Source organism: Nonomuraea coxensis DSM 45129, assembly GCF_019397265.1.
GTDB classification, from domain to species: Bacteria; Actinomycetota; Actinomycetes; order Streptosporangiales; family Streptosporangiaceae; genus Nonomuraea; species Nonomuraea coxensis.
Genome location: NZ_CP068985.1, coordinates 664,567 through 679,986, shown reverse-complemented (window position 1 = coordinate 679,986; position 15,420 = coordinate 664,567). Strand labels below are relative to the sequence as shown.

Below are 15,420 nucleotides of genomic sequence, written 5' to 3'. Positions count from 1 at the left end.
TGTTGCGTGTGTCCGTGGAGGGTGATCTGGTCGTCCCTGACGCCGCTCAGGGGCTGGTGATGTTCGCGCACGGCAGCGGCAGCAGCCGGCACAGCCCGCGCAACCGGTACGTCGCCGGCGCGCTCAACGAGGCCGGGCTGGCGACGCTGCTGTTCGACCTGCTGACGCCCGAGGAGGAGGCCGACCGGGCGAACGTGTTCGACATCGGCCTGCTGGCCGAACGCCTGCTGGAACGCACCCGCGAGGCTCGGGAGCACCCCGACGCGGCCGGCCTGCCGATCGGCTACTTCGGGGCCAGCACCGGCGCGGCGGCGGCGCTCTGGGCGGCGGCCCAGCCGGGCAACGACATCGCCGCGGTCGTCTCGCGCGGCGGCCGGCCCGACCTGGCCGGGCCGCGGCTGGCGGCGGTGCGCGCGCCCACGCTGCTCATCGTGGGCGGCAGGGATCCGATCGTGATCGAGCTGAACCAGGAGGCCCAGCAACGGCTGCGGGCCGAGAACCGCCTCACGGTCGTGCCCGGCGCGACGCACCTGTTCGAGGAGCCCGGCGCGCTGGACGCCGTCGCGGACCTCGCCCGCGACTGGTTCGTCACACACTTCGCGGCGCCCCGCCCGGGCCGCGCGCCCGCCTAGCCGGGCCGCGCGCCGATCGGGGCGGCGCCGGTGGCCTCGGCGAGGAGGCGTTCGTAGACCTCGGGGCCGGTGGTCTCGCAGCCGAGACGGTGGCCGGTCAACTCGCCGTGGTCGTCGCTGGAGCCGGTCACCGCGAGGCCCAGCTCGCCGGCCAGGCCGCGCAGCCGGGCGCGGGCGGGCCCGTCGTGGTCGAGATGGTCGGCCTCCACCCCGAACAGCCCGGCCTCGGCCAGCTCGGCGATCCACTCGTCGGGCACGGCCGGGCCGCGCCTGGCGGCCCTGGGATGCGCCAGGACCGGGACGCCGCCCGCGGCCCGTACGAGCCGGACCGCCCGTCCGGGGTCGAGCGCGTAGCGGGAGACGTGCGCCCGCCCGCCCGTGCCGATCCACTCCGGCGTGAACGCCAGGTCGGGAGCGGCGATCGCCTCGGCGGCGACCATGGCGCGGGCGATGTGCGGCCTCCCGACCGGGCCGCCCGCCGCCAGCTCGGCCACCTGCGCCCAGGTCACCGGCACGCCCAGCTCGGCCAGCCGCTCGACGGTCAGCCGCGCGCGGGTCTCGCGGGCCTCCCTGAGGCGTACGCACTCGGCGCGCAGCTCGGGCTCGGCCGGGTCGAAGAGGTAGGCGAGCAGGTGGAGTCCCTGCTCGCCGCGGCGGCAGGACAGCTCCATGCCGGGCACCAGCGTCAGCCCGCCGGGCAGCGCGGCGGCCGCCTCCCGGTGCCCGGCGACGGTGTCGTGGTCGGTCAGCGCGAGCACGTCGAGGCCGCGCTCGCGGGCCCGGCGCACGACGTCGGCCGGCGGCTGCGTGCCGTCGGAGGCGCTGCTGTGGCTGTGCAGGTCGATGCGCATGCCGCCCCGTCAGACCGCGATCGAGGCCAGCGTACGGCCGTCGAAGGTCTCGACCGTGAAGTGGTTGAGGTGGTCCTGGGTGAGGCTGGTGGCGCCGTGCAGCAGCAGCGGGTCGGGCGCGCCGGGGACGCCGTAACCCTTGTCGGGGACGCCCCAGCTCGCCACGACCTCGGAGCGGCCGTCGTCGCCCACCGCGAGCAGCCGGCACTGGAGCGGCCCCTTCACGCCCTTCAGCCGCAGCGCGACGTGGGTGCCCCAGCCCTTGTCCTCCAGGCCGACGACGGCGGTGACGCCGCTGGCCGGGTCGGTCTCGGTGTAGGTCTTCCCGGTCATCAGCAGCGCCGCGGCCGGGCTGTGGACGCTGTCGGGGTCGGGCCCCGAGGCGAACGACCGGACGGCCAGGAACACGCCCGTCGCGATCAGCGCGCACGCGGCGGCGGCGGTCAGCGTGCGGTGCAGGCTCCTGCGGCGGCGCTCGGCCGCGGCCCTCCGGACCAGCAGCGACTCGACCTGCGGGTCGGGCGGGCTGGGCAGCAGGTCGTCAGGATGCACGCCCTTGATCAGCTCGCCCATCTCGGCGAACATGCCGACCTCGGCGGCGCAGCTCGGGCAGCCCGCCAGATGGCGTTCGAACGCGGCCCGCTCCCCCTCGTCGAGCAGACCCAGCGCGTACGCGGCGACGTCCTCGTGTTGGACCTCGGTCATGGTGTCACCACCCCCACTCCATCATGTGACGCGCCGGCGCTTTCATGGCAGCATCACCCCCCTTTCTTCCAGTGCGACGCGCAAGGCCCGCATGGCGTAGTACACGCGGGACTTGATCGTTCCGACCGGCACGCCGATCGTCTCCGCCGCCTCGGCCAGCGAGCGGTCGAGCAGGAAGGTCTCGGTGAGCACCTGGCGGTGCGCGGGGGAGAGCGAGAGCATGGCGTCGGTCACCACGATCTCGCGCAGCAGCCGCTCGTCCTCGGCCGGGGTGGGCTGAGCGCGTTCGGGGATCTCCTCGACGGTGTCCAGGGGGCGGGTGCCGGAGCGGCGGCGGTCGTCGATGACGACCCGGCGGGCGACGGTGGCGAGCCACGGCATGAGCGAGCCGGACTCGGTGCGGAGGTCGGGGAGGTTGCGCCAGGCGCGGACCAGGGTCTCTTGGACGACGTCCTCGGCCCAGCGCCGGTCGCCGCCCGTGAGCCGGACGGCGAAGGCCATCAGCGGGGTGCCGTATTCGCGGTAGAGGGCTCGGACCATGGCCTCTTCGGTTACGCGGTGATTCCTCACAAGGGGGCGGGCTCCTCGCGCACTGCGCGATATCAACGAATATCGCGCTGATATGGGATTTATCACTCTAGCCAGGGGCGGGAGCGCGGTCAGGCGCTTCCGCCGAATGGTCCGACAGCTAGATTTAATTGATAAATCAGGTTAAGCCCGCCCGCCGCGCGCGCCTTAGGGACGTCGGACAGCGCGAGCGCCAGCGACATCGCCACGGTGCCGAGCAGGATGCCCACCAGCACACCGAGCCCGAGATCCTTCATCACACGCCTCCCGTTCCCGTGGCGACGGGCGCGGCGGCCAGCGCGGAGACCAGGACGACCGCGCCCGCGAGGAGCGCGACGACGACCAGGCCGAGCGCGACCCCCGCGAGGAAGGCGGGCCGCCGCCAGAGCGGCGTGCTCACCAGCGTCTCCTCGTACGCGGGCGGCTGGTACGGCCGCGTCCGGCTCTCCGCCTCGCGCAGCAGCCGCTCGACCTGGGCGCGGCCACCGGGCGCGGGCCGGCCGAGCAGTCCGGCGACCAGTTCCGCCGCCGTGGGCCGGGCGTCCGGGTCGGCCTGGAGGCACGCGCCGACCAGCGTGCGCAGCGCCGCCGGCAGCCGGTCGAGGCCGGGTCCCTCCCCCGCTTCCGTGCCGGTGGCCGCGAAGATCATGACCTCGGCCCACGCCCGCACGTCGTGCGAAGGGAACTCGCTGTCACGCGGCCCGGGGGCGAAGAGCGCCTGCCCGTACCGGCCGAGCAGCACGTTGTCCGGGCCGAGCCGCAGCCCCGCGATGCCGGCCAGGTGCAGCCGGGCCATGGTGGCGGCGGTGCCGAGGGCGAGCGCGTGGAGCGTCTCGCCCCGGAAGGGGCCGGCGGCCCGTACGACGTCGAGGAGCGGCCGGCCGCTCGGGAGGTAGTCGCGCGGCCGCAGCGCGAGGCCGTCGCTCCATCCGTGGATCTCCATCGCCATCGCATCCCCCGTCACAGGTGGTCAGCGCAGGTCAGGCGCCTTTCCGGAGCACCGGGGGCACCCGTCGTCCGCCACGTTGTACGCCGGGACACGAGGCCCGGTTCAACGCCATGCCGGTTTGTTCCGGCTCAGGACGAGGACGTGGCGGCGACGGCGTCCCGGCCGCGCGCCGGCCTCCGCCCGGTGGCGAGGTTGACCAGCAGCGAGCCCGTGGTGAGCGCCACCCCGAACCACACGACGCTCGTGACCCCGAGGTGGTCGGCGAACAGCCCGCCGAAGAGCGCCCCGAGCGCGATGGAGGTGTTGTACGCCATCGTGTTGAGCGACATCGCGGCCTCGAAGGTGTCGGGCGCGGCGGCCAGCGTGAGGTTGACCTGGGCCAGTTGCACGGCCCCGAAGGAGAGCCCCCACACCACCAGCGCGGCGACCGCGCCCGCCTCGCCGCCGCCGACCGCGAGCAGCGCCAGCAGCGACAGCACGAGCCCCGCGCACCCGACGGCGAACGTGCCCCGCAGGCTCCTGCTCACCGTGTGCCCGGCGATGAAGTTGCCGACGGCTCCTGCGGCGCCGAAGACCATGAGGACGACGGTGACGAAGGCGGGCGTCGCGCCCGTGTGGCCCTCCAGGATCGGCCGGACGAACGTGTAGGCCCCGAAGTGCCCGAGCACGAACAGCACGACGGTGACCAGCACCAGCCGCAGCGGCACGTTCCTGACCGGCAGCCCGAAGACCTCCCTGACCGGCACGGCGTTGCGCGACGGCAGCGACGGGATCAACGCCGTGACCGCGACGAACACCAGCACGCTCAGCCCGGCCCAGATGAGGAACGTGGTCCGCCAGTCGGTACGGCTCTCCAGGAACGTCCCCAGCGGGATGCCCGCCACCGTGGCGATCGAGATGCCGGACATCACCGTCGCGGACGCCTTGTTCGCCTGCCGCTCCGGCACGAGGCGCATCGCCATGCCGACGCCGATGGCCCAGAACACCCCGCTGGCGAACCCCATGAGCAGCCGCGTGGTCAGGATCAGCGCGTAGCTCGGCGACAGGGCGGTCACCAGGTTGCCCAGGGCCAGCACGGCGAGCAGCGCGGACAGCAGCACCCGCCGGTTGACCCGTCTGCTCCAGGCCACGATGAACGGCACGCCCAGCCCGGCGGAGACGCCCTGCAGCGTGACCATGAGCCCGGCCGCGCCCACCGACACCCCCAGGCTCTCGCTCAAGGGGGTGAGCAGGCCGACCGGCATCAGCTCGGTGGTGAGAAAGACGAACAGGCTCGCCGTGATCGCGGCGACCCCCAGCCAGGCCCGCGTGGATGACAGCGGGCGATCTCCATGCACAGTCATACGTTCAAGGGTGGGCCCGACCCGATGAATGAGTCCAACACATAGTTTTCATCGACATCGATCGTGCTACACGATTGATGGCATGGAGCTGCAACAGCTGAGGTACGTCGTCGCGATCGCCGAGACCAGCAACTTCACCCGGGCCGCCGAACGCTGCCGGGTCGTGCAGTCGGCGCTCAGCCACCAGATCGCCGCCCTGGAGCGGGAGCTCGGCGCCAGGCTGTTCGAGCGCACCAGCCGGCGGGTCCGCCTCACACCGGCCGGGGAGGCGTTCCTGCCCGCGGCCCGCGAGTGCCTGGAGGCCGCCGACCGCGCCAGGGCCGAGGTCGCCGCGGCGAGCGGCGAGCTGCGCGGGCGGCTGGCCGTCGGCGCCATCACCACGGTCGCGGCGGTGGACCTGCCCGCCGTGCTGAAGGAGTTCCGCGGCCGGCATCCCCGGGTGCGCGTCACGCTGGCCGCGGGCGGCAGCGAGGACCTGATCGAACGGGTCAGGCGGACCGAGGTGGACGTCGCCTTCCTCGGCCTGACGACGCGGGCCGAGCCGAGGGGCGTCAACGGCCGCGCGCTGGCCAGGGACGAGCTGGTCGCCGTGGTCGCGCCCGACCATCATCTGACGGACGAGGAGACGGACCTGGCCGGCCTCGCCGGCGAGCCGTTCGTCGACTTCCGCGCGGGGCACGCCGGCCGCGCCCAGTCCGACGAGGCGTTCGCCGCCGCGGGCGTGCTCAGGGACGTCGCCTTCGAGGTGTCGTCCGCCGAGTTCATGGCCGACCTCGTCCGCCACGGGCTCGGCGTGGGCCTGCTCCCGGCCGCGTACGCGCCCCGCCTCCGCGACCTGCGCGTCATCCGCCTCCGCGACGCCCCGGCCCGGGTCGAGCACCTGATCTGGGCCGACCGCCCCTCCCCCGCCGCCACCGCCTTCCTCGAACTGATCATCGACCTCTGACCCGGTGCCGGGCGGCGGGTCCCGCCGCCCGGCAGGTGGGCTCAGCCGGCCGCGCCGGCGAGGGCCGCGCGGGCGGTGGCGGCCGTCCTCGGCGGGATGGAGCTCAGGTCGAAGGCGTAGCGGGCGACGGAGTCGGCGATGGCGTCGGAGTCGACGTCCAGCGCCGTCGCGTTCACGTTGGCGATCGTGTCGCACGCCTGGTGGTAGCAGACGTCGTACGCGACCCCGGCCGTGCCGCCGAACAGCGCGGCCTCCTCGGCGGTCTTGACACCCTCGGCGCCGGTGAAGATGCCGCCGGACGGGATGCCGACCGCGATGAACGGCCCGTAGTCGGAGCGGCCGTCGAAGTCGGTGCCGACCGTGGGCAGGTCACGCGAGCCGAAGAACGCGGCGAGCCGCTGTTCGATCTGGGCCGATCCGGGCGGGCCCGCCGGGGAGCCCGTGTTGTCGGAGTCGTCCCCGTCGTACAGCTTGTAGGCGTAGTTCGGGGAGGCGATCATGTCGAAGTTCAGGTAGAGCCGGACGCGGTCGCGCTGCTGCTGCGACAGGGAGGCGACGTACTGGGTGGAGCCGAGCAGCCCGATCTCCTCGGCGGCCCAGAACGCGAAGCGGACCTTGTGCTTGACCGGGTAGAGCGCCATCTGCTCGGCGACCTCCAGGATGGCGGCGCTGCCCGAGCCGTTGTCGTTGATGCCGGGGCCCTCGGTCACGCTGTCGAGGTGGGCGCCGACCATGACGACCTGGCGCGGGTCGCCGAGGCGGGACTCGGCGATGACGTTGTCCTCGGTGCCGAGCACCAGGTTGGCGTCGACCTTGAGGTGCACGGTCGCGCCCGGCGTGGCGGCCAGCGCCTCGCCGACCGCGAAGTCGGCGAACACCATCGGCAGGCCCTGCAGGCCGCCGATGTTCAGCGGGAAGGCGTCGGTCCGTCCCGGCTGGCCCTCGTTGAAGATGATGATCGCGCTGGCGCCGGCGGCGAGCGCGTTCTCGACCTTGGTGACGAACGGGCAGGTGCCGCGCTGGACGAGCGCGATCCGGCCGGCGACGAACCCGGCGAAGTCGGCCGCCTCGCAGCCGCTGGTGGAGGAGGGCGCCGGCGCGGGCGGCAGGGTCAGGTCCACGGCCTGGACCTGCGCGGTCACGTCGCCGGACGGGGACGGCTCGAAGCTGAAGAAGTCCTCGTTCGGCACGTACGTGGTGCCGCCCTGCACGGCGAGCGTCGGCGGGGCGTTCTCGCTCCAGCTCTCCACGAACTTGACCGGCTGCAGGGTGACCTTGTAGCCGGCCTTGCGCAGCTTGGCGGCGACGTAGTCGCGGGACGCCTTGTAGCCGGGGGTGCCGACGGCGCGGGTGCCGCCGTTGGCGTCGGCGATGGCCTGGAACGCCTTGAGATGCTTGGTGACGTTGGTGCCCTTGACCTGTTTGACGAGCAGCTTGGCGAAGACGTCGTCGAGGCCGCCGGTCCGCGCCTGGGCGGCCGCCGCGGGTGGCGCGGCGAGGACCGTGGCGAGGAGCAGGGCGACGGGTAGTCCTAGTGCGGCGGCGAATCTGCGCATACGCATGCGACGGATCTCTCCCTGGTGCCGGGATCAGGTACGGCGCGCGTTGTCCCCCCGAGCCGCGCCGAACGCGAACGTAACCCGGCAACTGAGCCCCTGAGAAGGCCCACTATTGCCACGGAATCGCGATATTTCAGCTTGCGTCGCGGCGGGCCCGTGCCCGCCGCTTCCCCTCGTGCATCGCCTGCACCCGCGCCACCGGGATCGTGTGCCCCTCCTCCACGAGGTCCGCGGGCAGCCGCTGCGGCGCGGGCATCGCCCCCGCCCACGGGTCGTCCCGCTCGACCAGCGCCGCCGCCGTCCTGAGGGTGAAGTCGCGCGGCGTCACCCGGTCGAGGTCCGGCCACGGCACGGGGAACGACACCGGCACGCCGGGCCGGATCCGCGGGCTGTAGGCGGCCACGACCGTCGCGCCGCCCGCCCGCGTGGAGTCGATGAAGACCTTGCCCTCCCGGTCCTCCCTGATGAACGCCGTCGTCGCGAGCGCCGGGTCCAGCCGCTCGGCGCGCGCCCCGATCGCGCGGGTGGCGGCGGCCAGGTCCGGCACCGGGACGCCGGGCTCGACCGGGACGAACACGTGCACGCCCTTGGCCCCGCTCGTCTTCACCGCGCCCGCCAGCCCCGCCTCCGCCAGCGCCTGCCGCACCAGGAACGCCGCCCGCACGGCCAGCCCGAACGACTCCGAGCCCTCCGGCGGGTCGAGGTCCAGCACCAGGTGGGTGACCTGGTCGCCGGCGAACAGCGACGGGTGGTACTCCACCGCCCGCTGGTTGCCGAACCAGATCAGCGTCCGCCGGTCGTTGCCCAGCGCGTACGTCACCTGCCGCCGCGAGGAGTCCGCCCACACCGAGACGCGCGCGATCCACGAAGGGGCGTACTTCGGCAGGTTCTTCTGCATGAACGGCTCCTGCCCGGGGCGCACCCGGACGACGGAGAGCGCCCGGTCGCGCAGCACCGGCACCAGGCGGCCGGCGACCGCGTCGAGGTAGTCGACCAGGTCGCGTTTGGTGGCCTCGGCGCCGTCGAACAGCGGCTGGTCGAGATTGGTCAGCGTCACGCCCTCACGGGTCTCCTCGCCGGTCACCCCGCCCACGATATAGTGACCGACTGACGCGGGGTGCCCGGCGATCCGGGCTGAGATCACACCCGTCGAACCTGATCTAGCTCGCACTAGCGAAGGGACGTCATGTTCTGCGATGACATGTGGTCGCGCACGACCGACCTGATGGCCGCGATCCACGGCCACCCGTTCAACGTCGCGCTCGGCGACGGCACCCTCGACGCCGACCGGTTCGCGTTCTACATCGTGCAGGACGCCCGCTACCTGGAGGCGTTCTCCAGGGCGCTCGCCACCGCCTCGGCGCGGGCCACGGACCCGGAGGAGGCGGCGTTCTTCGCGAGCAGCGCGCACACGGCGCTGGCCGCCGAGCGCCTGCTGCACGCCGGCTACGTGGCCGAGCTGGGCGCCGACACGGCCGGGGTCGCCACGTCGCCGACGTGCCTGGCGTACGCCTCCTACCTTCAGGCGACGGCGCTGGCGGCGCCGTACCCGGTGCTCGTGGCGGCGGTGCTGCCGTGCTTCTGGATCTACCAGGACGTGGGTGAGGCGCTGCTGGGGCGCGCGGGCGACCTCGGCGGCCACCCCTACGGCAAGTGGATCTCCACCTACTCGGACCCGGAGTTCGCGGCGTCGGTGACGCGGGCCAGGGCGATCGCCGACCGGCTCGCCGCCGGCGCGGACGCGGACACGCGAGCGGCGATGGAGCGGGCCTACCTGACGGCGGCGGCGTACGAGTGGATGTTCTGGGACAGCGCCTGGCGGCGTGAGGGCTGGCCGACGGCCCGCTGGCTCGCGCCCTGACCTCCGGCCGGGCTAGCCGGACGCGGCGCCGCGGGCGGCCATCGCCTCCTTCTCCTCGCGGGTGGCGATCAGGCCGGACGGCGCGAGCAGCTTCGACTCCTCGAACGGCTCCTCCGTGGTCGGCAGCGGCTCGCGCGCCCGGATCGCCTTGACCCACACGCGGACCGCGTCCAGGATCACGATGACGATCATGACGGCGAACAGCGCGGCCAGGACGCCGTCCACGGTGGAGTTGATGACGATCTGCCGCATCGCGTCCGTCGACTTGGCGGGCGCGAGCAGCTGCCCCTGGTCGAGCGCGGTCTGGTAGCGGTCGCGCTGGGCGAAGAAGCCGAGCGTCGGGTCGGCGGAGAAGACCTTCTGGTAGCTCGCCGTCAGGGTGACCGCGACGTCCCAGGCCAGCGGCACCCCGGTCACCCAGGCCCACTTCAGCCGCCCGCTCTTGATCAGCAGCGTGGTCGCCACGGTGAGCGCCACCGCCGCGAGGAGCTGGTTGGCGATGCCGAACAGCGGGAAGAGCTGGTTGATGCCGCCGAGCGGGTCGTTGACGCCCTGGTAGAGGAAGTAGCCCCAGGCCGCCACGACCACCGCGCTGGAGCCCACGAGCCCCGGCCACCAGCTCACCCGGGCCATCGGCTTCCACAGGTTGCCGAGGGTGTCCTGGAGCATGAAGCGGCCCACCCGGGTGCCGGCGTCCACGGTGGTGAGGATGAACAGCGCCTCGAACATGATCGCGAAGTGGTACCAGAACGCCTGGAGCGCGGTCCCGCCGAGGAAGCCGGAGAAGATCTGCGAGATGCCGACGGCCAGCGTGGGAGCCCCGCCGGTGCGGGCGATCAGCGTCTCCTCCTGCACGGCCGCCGCCGCGGCCTGGAGCTGTTCCGGCGTGATCGTGAAGCCCATGTTCGCGACCGCCTCGGAGGCCGACTGGACGGTCGCGCCGAGCACGCCGGCCGGGGAGTTCATCGCGAAGTAGAGGCCCGGCGACAGCACGCAGGCCGCGGTGATGGCCATGACCGCCACGAACGACTCCATGAGCATGGAGCCGTAGCCGATCATCCGGACCTGGGTCTCCTTCTGGATCAGCTTCGGGGTGGTGCCGGAGGAGATCAGCGCGTGGAACCCGGACAGCGCCCCGCAGGCGATGATGATGAACACGAACGGGAACAGCGAGCCCGCGAAGACCGGCCCCTTGCCGTTGAAGGCGAAGTCGGTGAAGGCGGTGGTGCGCAGCGGCGGCATGGTGACCGCGATGCCGATCGCGATCAGCACGATCGTGCCGATCTTCATGAACGTCGAGAGGTAGTCGCGCGGCGCGAGCAGCATCCACACCGGCAGCACGGCGGCCACGAACCCGTACGCGATGAGCCAGAGCGCGAGCGCCGACGGGCTCAGCGTGAAGAACGGCGCCCAGCTCGACCCCTGCACCCAGCCGCCCGCCACGATGGCGAGGATCAGCAGCGCGACCCCGATCACGGTCGTCTCGACGACCCGGCCGGGCCGCAGCACCCGCAGGTAGAAGCCCATGAACAGGGCGATCGGGATGGTCATCGCGATCGAGAAGACGCCCCACGGCGAGCGCGCGAGCGCGTTGACCACGACGAGCGCCAGCACGGCCAGCAGGATGATCATGATGGCGAACACGGCGACGAGCGCCGCCGCCCCGCCGACCGGCCCGATCTCCTCGCGGGCCATCTGGCCGAGGCTGCGGCCGTTGCGGCGCATGGAGAAGAACAGCACCACCATGTCCTGGACGGCCCCGGCGAAGATGACGCCGGCGATGATCCAGATGGTGCCGGGCAGGTAGCCCATCTGGGCCGCCAGCACCGGCCCGACCAGCGGCCCCGCTCCGGCGATGGCCGCGAAGTGGTGCCCGAACAGGATGCGCCGGTCCGTCGGCTGGTAGTCGATGCCGTTGTCGAGCCGCTCGGCGGGAGTGGCCCGGCGGTCGTCGGCCCTCAGCACCTTGCGCACGATGAAGCGGGCGTAGAACCGGTAGGCGATGGCGTACGAGCCGAGCGCGGCGCACAGCAGCCACACCGCGTTGACGTTCTCGCCCCGGGACAGGGCGAGCACCGCCCAGCCGGTGGCGCCCACGACGGCGACCGCCGTCCAGATGATCACGGAACGCAGCTTCACCGGTTACCTCCCATGGGAAGAGCCATACAGCGGACGCCCCAGGCAGCAGCGGAGGCCGGCGTCCGGCGGCAGATCGGTGGTGAAGCGCCGCCAGCGCCACAGCGGGCGGCAGTCGATCACGACCGGCGCCCCGGCCAGGTGCACCCAGGCGGTGGGGTGCGCGTACACCACGCCGGGCAGCAGGCCGCGCGCCCGCCTCGGCAGGCGGGAGCGGCGCAGCGGCCGGACGGAGAACTCGCCGGCGTCGGCGCAGCAGAGGCCGGTGACGTGCCAGTCGAAGAACACGACTTCGTCGTCGCGCAGCGCTTCACGAGCCGCCGGCGTGAGCGTGACAAAGGACATCTGTGGCTCCTGAACATCAGGTAGCTCAGAATTTACCGACGGCCTTACCCAGCGTAGTCGGCCTTGAAACCGCCGTGGGCGGGCGTGAAACTTTCACCGACCTTACGGCCGGTTTCCGCTGGTCAGACCCCTTCCAGCACACTTTACGCGCTGTTCGGGCGAGGGTCGATCGCCATCCTCGGTGACAATCCCGGCAGGAACCGTCCCGCGGGAGGTATCGATGCGCAAGGCACGTGCTCTGCTCGTCTCGGCTCTGCTGGCCGGAGGCGTGCTGACGACTTTCACCGCCACCCCGGCGCACGCGGAGAGCCTGCGAGGCGTCTACTACGAATACTCCGAGTGCCAGCGGGTGGGCCAGTACGGCTACAGCCAGGGCTGGTGGGGCTTCTGGCACTGCGAGTACCAGTACAACTACTACTTCCTGTACGCCTGACCACGGGAAATCCCTTTGCGGGCGGGAACGGGGGCCTGGTAGACCGGCAGGCGTGCTGACCGGACGACGCGTACGCCTGAGAGCCCTCGAACCCGCCGACAGCGAGCCGCTGTGGCGCTGGTACCACGACCCCGAGGTGGGCCGGTGGATGGACGGCACCCCGCCCATCTCGCTGGCCCAGAACATCGAGAAGGGGCAGAACCGCCCCCGCAACACCTTCGAGCAGATGGTCCTCGGCATCGAGGCGCTCGACGACGGCAAGCTCATCGGCTACGTCGCCCTCGGCGACACCGACTTCCGGCACGGCGAGGCCGAGCTGCAGAGCATCGCCATCGGCGACCGCGACCGCTGGGGCGGCGGCTACGCCACCGACGCCCTGCGGGTCATCTGCCGCTACGCCTTCGAGGAGATGGGCCTGCACCGCCTGACGTTGTGGGTGGTCGCCGACAACGCGGCGGCGGTGCGGGCGTACACGAAGGTCGGGTTCGTGGAGGAGGGCCGCAAGCGGGAGTCCTTCCGGGCCCGGGGCAAGCGGCACGACTTCCTCATGATGGGGCTGCTCAGCTCCGAGCTCCGGTGACCTCGTCGTCCCAGTCGGGCGGGGTGAGCTCGCCCGACTCCCAGTCGCCGCGCAGGATCCCGTAGCCGACCGCGTCGTGGCGCGTCCCGTCGGGGGCCGGCCACGCCCGCCGGTAGTGCGCCTCCTTGGCGTAGCCGTTGCGGCGGAAGGCCGCGCGCATGGCGCGGTTGTCCTGGCGGGTGGTGCCCTCGATCCGGTCGATCCCGGGCAGCTCGGTGAACAGGTAGCGGGTCAGCCAGGCGACGGCCGCCGTGCCGAGGCCCTTGCCGCGCCAGGCGGCCCGTACACGCAGGTCGAACATCGGCGTGTCGTCGTCGAGGTCCTGGAGCCTCACCAGCCCGGCGCGCTCGCCGCCGGCCTCGATCCAGAACGTGCGGTTGCCGTCGTCGTCGTAGCCGCCCTCGGCGGCCCGCCGCAGGACGGCCTCCCGCTCCTGGACGCCGGCGTGGTAGGGCCAGTCCTCGCCGGTCAGGAAGTCGGCCAGGGCGGCGGCGTCGGCGGCCGCGTCGAACCTCGTGAACTCGATGCGCATCCGCCCGACAATGGCGACCGGGCCGGGGCCCGGTCAACCGGTTTTCGTGGACGGGCCCGCCGCGACGGCGGGCCCGTCCGGGCAGACAGCGGCTCAGCCGGCCACGGTGATGCGGTTGGTGGCGGGCGGGGCGACGGGGCTGTTCGCGCCGAGGTAGGCGACGAAGGCGTCGATGTCCAGCGGCCCGCTCCACAGGTCCGTGCCCTCGGTGAAGGCGGCGAAGGCGTCGCCGCCGCCGACCAGGAAGTTGTTGGCCGCGACCCGGATCGTCTGGGTGTCCGTCACCGGCACGCCGTCGATCTTCATGTCCGACACCTTCGAGCCCCAGGGGGCACTGGTGCTGTAGGTGTAGGTGAAGTTCGCGGAGGGCTGCAGGATCTTGTTGAACGGCTGGTTGTTGGGCCCGCCGGTGAACTGCTGCTCCAGCACCGTCTTGAGCTGGGCGCCGGTCAGCGTCACGACCTGCATGAGGTTGTTGAACGGCTGCACGGCGAACGCCTCGCCGTAGGTCACGACGCCGTCGCCCTCGCCCGCAGGGGAGGAGGGGTAGGTGAGCGGGAACCGCACGCCGCCCGGGTTCATGAGCGCGATCTGCGCGTTGCCGCCGGTCCTGGTGGCGGCGAGCTGGGCGTCGGCGATGAGGTCGCCGAGCGGGGACTCGCCGGAGGGCGTGGCGGTGTTGCTGAGTTCGGCGGTGATGGAGCCGATCGCCTTGTTCGCGACCGGGGCCACGCGGTCCCTCCACGTCTGGACGAAGGTGGAGATCTCCGGATCGGGATCGACCGTCCGGGTCACGACGTGGTTGTCCGCGACGACCGAGGAGCGGTCGATGTCCAGGTTCTTCAGGTTGACCTTGAGGTCCACCTGGGTGATGACCCGCCCGAACGAGCCGCCCTGCGAGTAGAGCCGGTCGTTGCCCGCCGGGTCCTTGATCGTGCAGAGGTACGCCTGGTGCGAGTGCCCGGTCAGCACGACGTCGATCTCCGGGTCCACCTGCGTGGCGATGCGCGCCCCCGCGCCGGCGACGGCCGAGCAGGAGTCCGGCGACTGCCCGGCGGTGACCTGGTCGCCCTCGTGCACCAGCACGACCTGCGCCTTGACGCCGACCAGCTTGAGGATCTTCGAGGCCAGGTTCGCGGCCTTGACCTCGTCGACGAACTTGAGGTTCTTGATGCCCTCGGCGGTGACGATGTTCGGGGTGGTCTGGGTGACCAGGCCGATGAAGCCGATCGGCACGCCGTTGACCCACTTGACGCTGACCGGCGGCAGGGCGGGCACGCCCCAGTCGGCCATGAGCTTCTTCGCCTTGGCCTGCTGGGCGCCGAGCGCGGCGAGCGCGTCCGTGCGCTCGTCCGGGTTCTTGAACAGCACGTTCGCGCCCACGTAGTCGAACGTGGCGCCCTTCCACGTGCCGGCCGGGGAGCAGCCGTCGACCGGGTGGCAGCCGCCGTTCATGATGCGGCGCAGCTCGGTGTAGCCCTCGTCGAACTCGTGGTTGCCGACCGCGGCCACCTTGAGCCCCAGCTTGCCCAGGAACTCGACGGACGGCTCGTCGTGGTAGGCCGCCGACAGCAGCGGCGAGGCGCCGATGAGGTCGCCCTGCGCCACGGCGATGGTGTTCCTGTCGGTCAGTGCCTTCATGTGCGTGGCAATGTACGCCGCGCCGCCGGCGTCGACGGTCTTGCCGTTCTCGTCCACCATGCGGCCGGAGGAGCCGGTCGGGGGTTCGAGGTTGCCGTGGAAGTCGTTGAGCGCGAGCAGCCGCACGGGGACCGTACGCGCGGGCTTGCCCGGGCTCGCCGCGCCCGCCGGGACGGCCGCCAGCGCGACCGCACCCGAGGCGACGGCTCCGGCGAGGACCAGCCGGAGGAATGAACGAGACGTCATGGCCCACCACGTTAAAGCCGGAATCCGAGCGGCCAATGGCGCAAAGGTAACAAGCTGCCCGGCTACCGCATGGCGGTATTTGCCAGTCGTACGC

Annotated in this window: 17 protein-coding genes and 1 riboswitch; of the genes, 5 read left to right on the top strand and 12 right to left on the bottom strand. The window is 72.4% G+C overall.

What is annotated here, in order from left to right; translation table 11 throughout:
* The first annotated feature begins 8 nt into the window (after positions 1–8).
* A complete protein-coding gene (locus Nocox_RS03520) occupies positions 9–632 on the top strand; it encodes a dienelactone hydrolase family protein (RefSeq protein ID WP_020544711.1) in 624 nt (207 codons plus the stop codon).
* On the opposite strand, the gene Nocox_RS03515 is transcribed toward Nocox_RS03520, so the two are convergent.
* From Nocox_RS03515 to Nocox_RS03490, 6 genes are all read right to left on the bottom strand, one after another.
* The gene (locus Nocox_RS03515; RefSeq protein ID WP_020544712.1) at positions 629–1,483 is read right to left on the bottom strand and encodes a PHP domain-containing protein; all 855 of its coding nucleotides are present in this window, start codon (positions 1,481–1,483) and stop codon (positions 629–631) included. The two genes, Nocox_RS03520 and Nocox_RS03515, sit on opposite strands and share 4 nt — an antisense overlap.
* A 9-nt stretch (positions 1,484–1,492) precedes the next feature.
* On the bottom strand, positions 1,493–2,188 hold the full coding sequence (locus Nocox_RS03510) for a zf-HC2 domain-containing protein (protein ID WP_020544713.1): 696 nt from the start codon (positions 2,186–2,188) through the stop codon (positions 1,493–1,495).
* A 42-nt stretch (positions 2,189–2,230) separates the two neighbouring features.
* Positions 2,231–2,728 carry a sigma-70 family RNA polymerase sigma factor gene (locus Nocox_RS03505; RefSeq protein WP_020544714.1) on the bottom strand — a complete coding sequence of 166 codons (498 nt, stop codon included), beginning with the start codon at positions 2,726–2,728 and terminating at the stop codon, positions 2,231–2,233.
* A gap of 119 nt (positions 2,729–2,847) precedes the next feature.
* Entirely contained in the window at positions 2,848–3,012 is a 165-nt protein-coding gene (locus Nocox_RS03500) for a hypothetical protein (protein WP_157383195.1), read from the bottom strand.
* Positions 3,012–3,698, bottom strand: coding sequence for a serine/threonine-protein kinase (locus Nocox_RS03495; protein WP_157383196.1), 687 nt, complete (start codon positions 3,696–3,698; stop codon positions 3,012–3,014). The genes Nocox_RS03500 and Nocox_RS03495 overlap by 1 nt, the downstream gene beginning before the upstream one ends.
* Before the next feature lie 134 nt (positions 3,699–3,832).
* Positions 3,833–5,047 (bottom strand): MFS transporter, encoded by a 1,215-nt coding sequence (locus Nocox_RS03490; protein WP_084685751.1) that lies wholly within the window; start codon positions 5,045–5,047, stop codon positions 3,833–3,835.
* Between the two features lie 82 nt (positions 5,048–5,129).
* Between Nocox_RS03490 and Nocox_RS03485 the strand changes: the two genes are divergently transcribed.
* Complete coding sequence (locus Nocox_RS03485) at positions 5,130–5,993, top strand: LysR family transcriptional regulator (RefSeq protein WP_020544717.1); 864 nt, start codon at positions 5,130–5,132, stop codon at positions 5,991–5,993.
* Positions 5,994–6,034: 41 nt separating this feature from the next.
* Here Nocox_RS03485 and Nocox_RS03480 read toward each other — a convergent pair whose 3' ends face one another.
* Together Nocox_RS03480 and Nocox_RS03475 are read right to left on the bottom strand one after the other, a co-directional pair.
* Positions 6,035–7,555: a M28 family metallopeptidase gene (locus Nocox_RS03480; protein ID WP_033409859.1), complete on the bottom strand. Its 1,521-nt coding sequence runs from the start codon at positions 7,553–7,555 to the stop codon at positions 6,035–6,037.
* 130 nt (positions 7,556–7,685) lie between these two features.
* On the bottom strand, positions 7,686–8,636 hold the full coding sequence (locus tag Nocox_RS03475) for a DNA polymerase domain-containing protein (RefSeq protein ID WP_026214651.1): 951 nt from the start codon (positions 8,634–8,636) through the stop codon (positions 7,686–7,688).
* A 19-nt stretch (positions 8,637–8,655) separates the two neighbouring features.
* Positions 8,656–8,751: riboswitch (TPP riboswitch) on the top strand.
* Between Nocox_RS03475 and Nocox_RS03470 the strand changes: the two genes are divergently transcribed.
* Positions 8,739–9,413: a TenA family protein gene (locus Nocox_RS03470; RefSeq protein WP_020544720.1), complete on the top strand. Its 675-nt coding sequence runs from the start codon at positions 8,739–8,741 to the stop codon at positions 9,411–9,413. Its footprint overlaps the riboswitch before it by 13 nt.
* Before the next feature lie 12 nt (positions 9,414–9,425).
* Here the strand turns inward: Nocox_RS03470 and Nocox_RS03465 are convergent, their stop codons facing one another.
* Positions 9,426–11,552 carry a carbon starvation CstA family protein gene (locus tag Nocox_RS03465; protein WP_020544721.1) on the bottom strand — a complete coding sequence of 709 codons (2,127 nt, stop codon included), beginning with the start codon at positions 11,550–11,552 and terminating at the stop codon, positions 9,426–9,428.
* A 3-nt stretch (positions 11,553–11,555) separates the two neighbouring features.
* Positions 11,556–11,894, bottom strand: coding sequence for a hypothetical protein (locus tag Nocox_RS03460; protein WP_020544722.1), 339 nt, complete (start codon positions 11,892–11,894; stop codon positions 11,556–11,558).
* Positions 11,895–12,114: 220 nt separating this feature from the next.
* Here Nocox_RS03460 and Nocox_RS03455 point away from each other — a divergent pair, with 220 nt between their 5' ends.
* Both Nocox_RS03455 and Nocox_RS03450 read left to right on the top strand, forming a co-directional pair.
* A complete protein-coding gene (locus Nocox_RS03455; RefSeq protein WP_020544723.1) occupies positions 12,115–12,327 on the top strand; it encodes a hypothetical protein in 213 nt (70 codons plus the stop codon).
* A 52-nt stretch (positions 12,328–12,379) separates the two neighbouring features.
* A complete protein-coding gene (locus Nocox_RS03450; RefSeq protein ID WP_020544724.1) occupies positions 12,380–12,907 on the top strand; it encodes a GNAT family N-acetyltransferase in 528 nt (175 codons plus the stop codon).
* On the opposite strand, the gene Nocox_RS03445 is transcribed toward Nocox_RS03450, so the two are convergent.
* Together Nocox_RS03445 and Nocox_RS03440 are read right to left on the bottom strand one after the other, a co-directional pair.
* Positions 12,888–13,439: a GNAT family N-acetyltransferase gene (locus Nocox_RS03445; protein ID WP_020544725.1), complete on the bottom strand. Its 552-nt coding sequence runs from the start codon at positions 13,437–13,439 to the stop codon at positions 12,888–12,890. The genes Nocox_RS03450 and Nocox_RS03445 overlap by 20 nt on opposite strands.
* A 93-nt stretch (positions 13,440–13,532) precedes the next feature.
* Complete coding sequence (locus Nocox_RS03440) at positions 13,533–15,326, bottom strand: bifunctional metallophosphatase/5'-nucleotidase (protein ID WP_020544726.1); 1,794 nt, start codon at positions 15,324–15,326, stop codon at positions 13,533–13,535.
* Positions 15,327–15,420 lie beyond the last annotated feature (94 nt).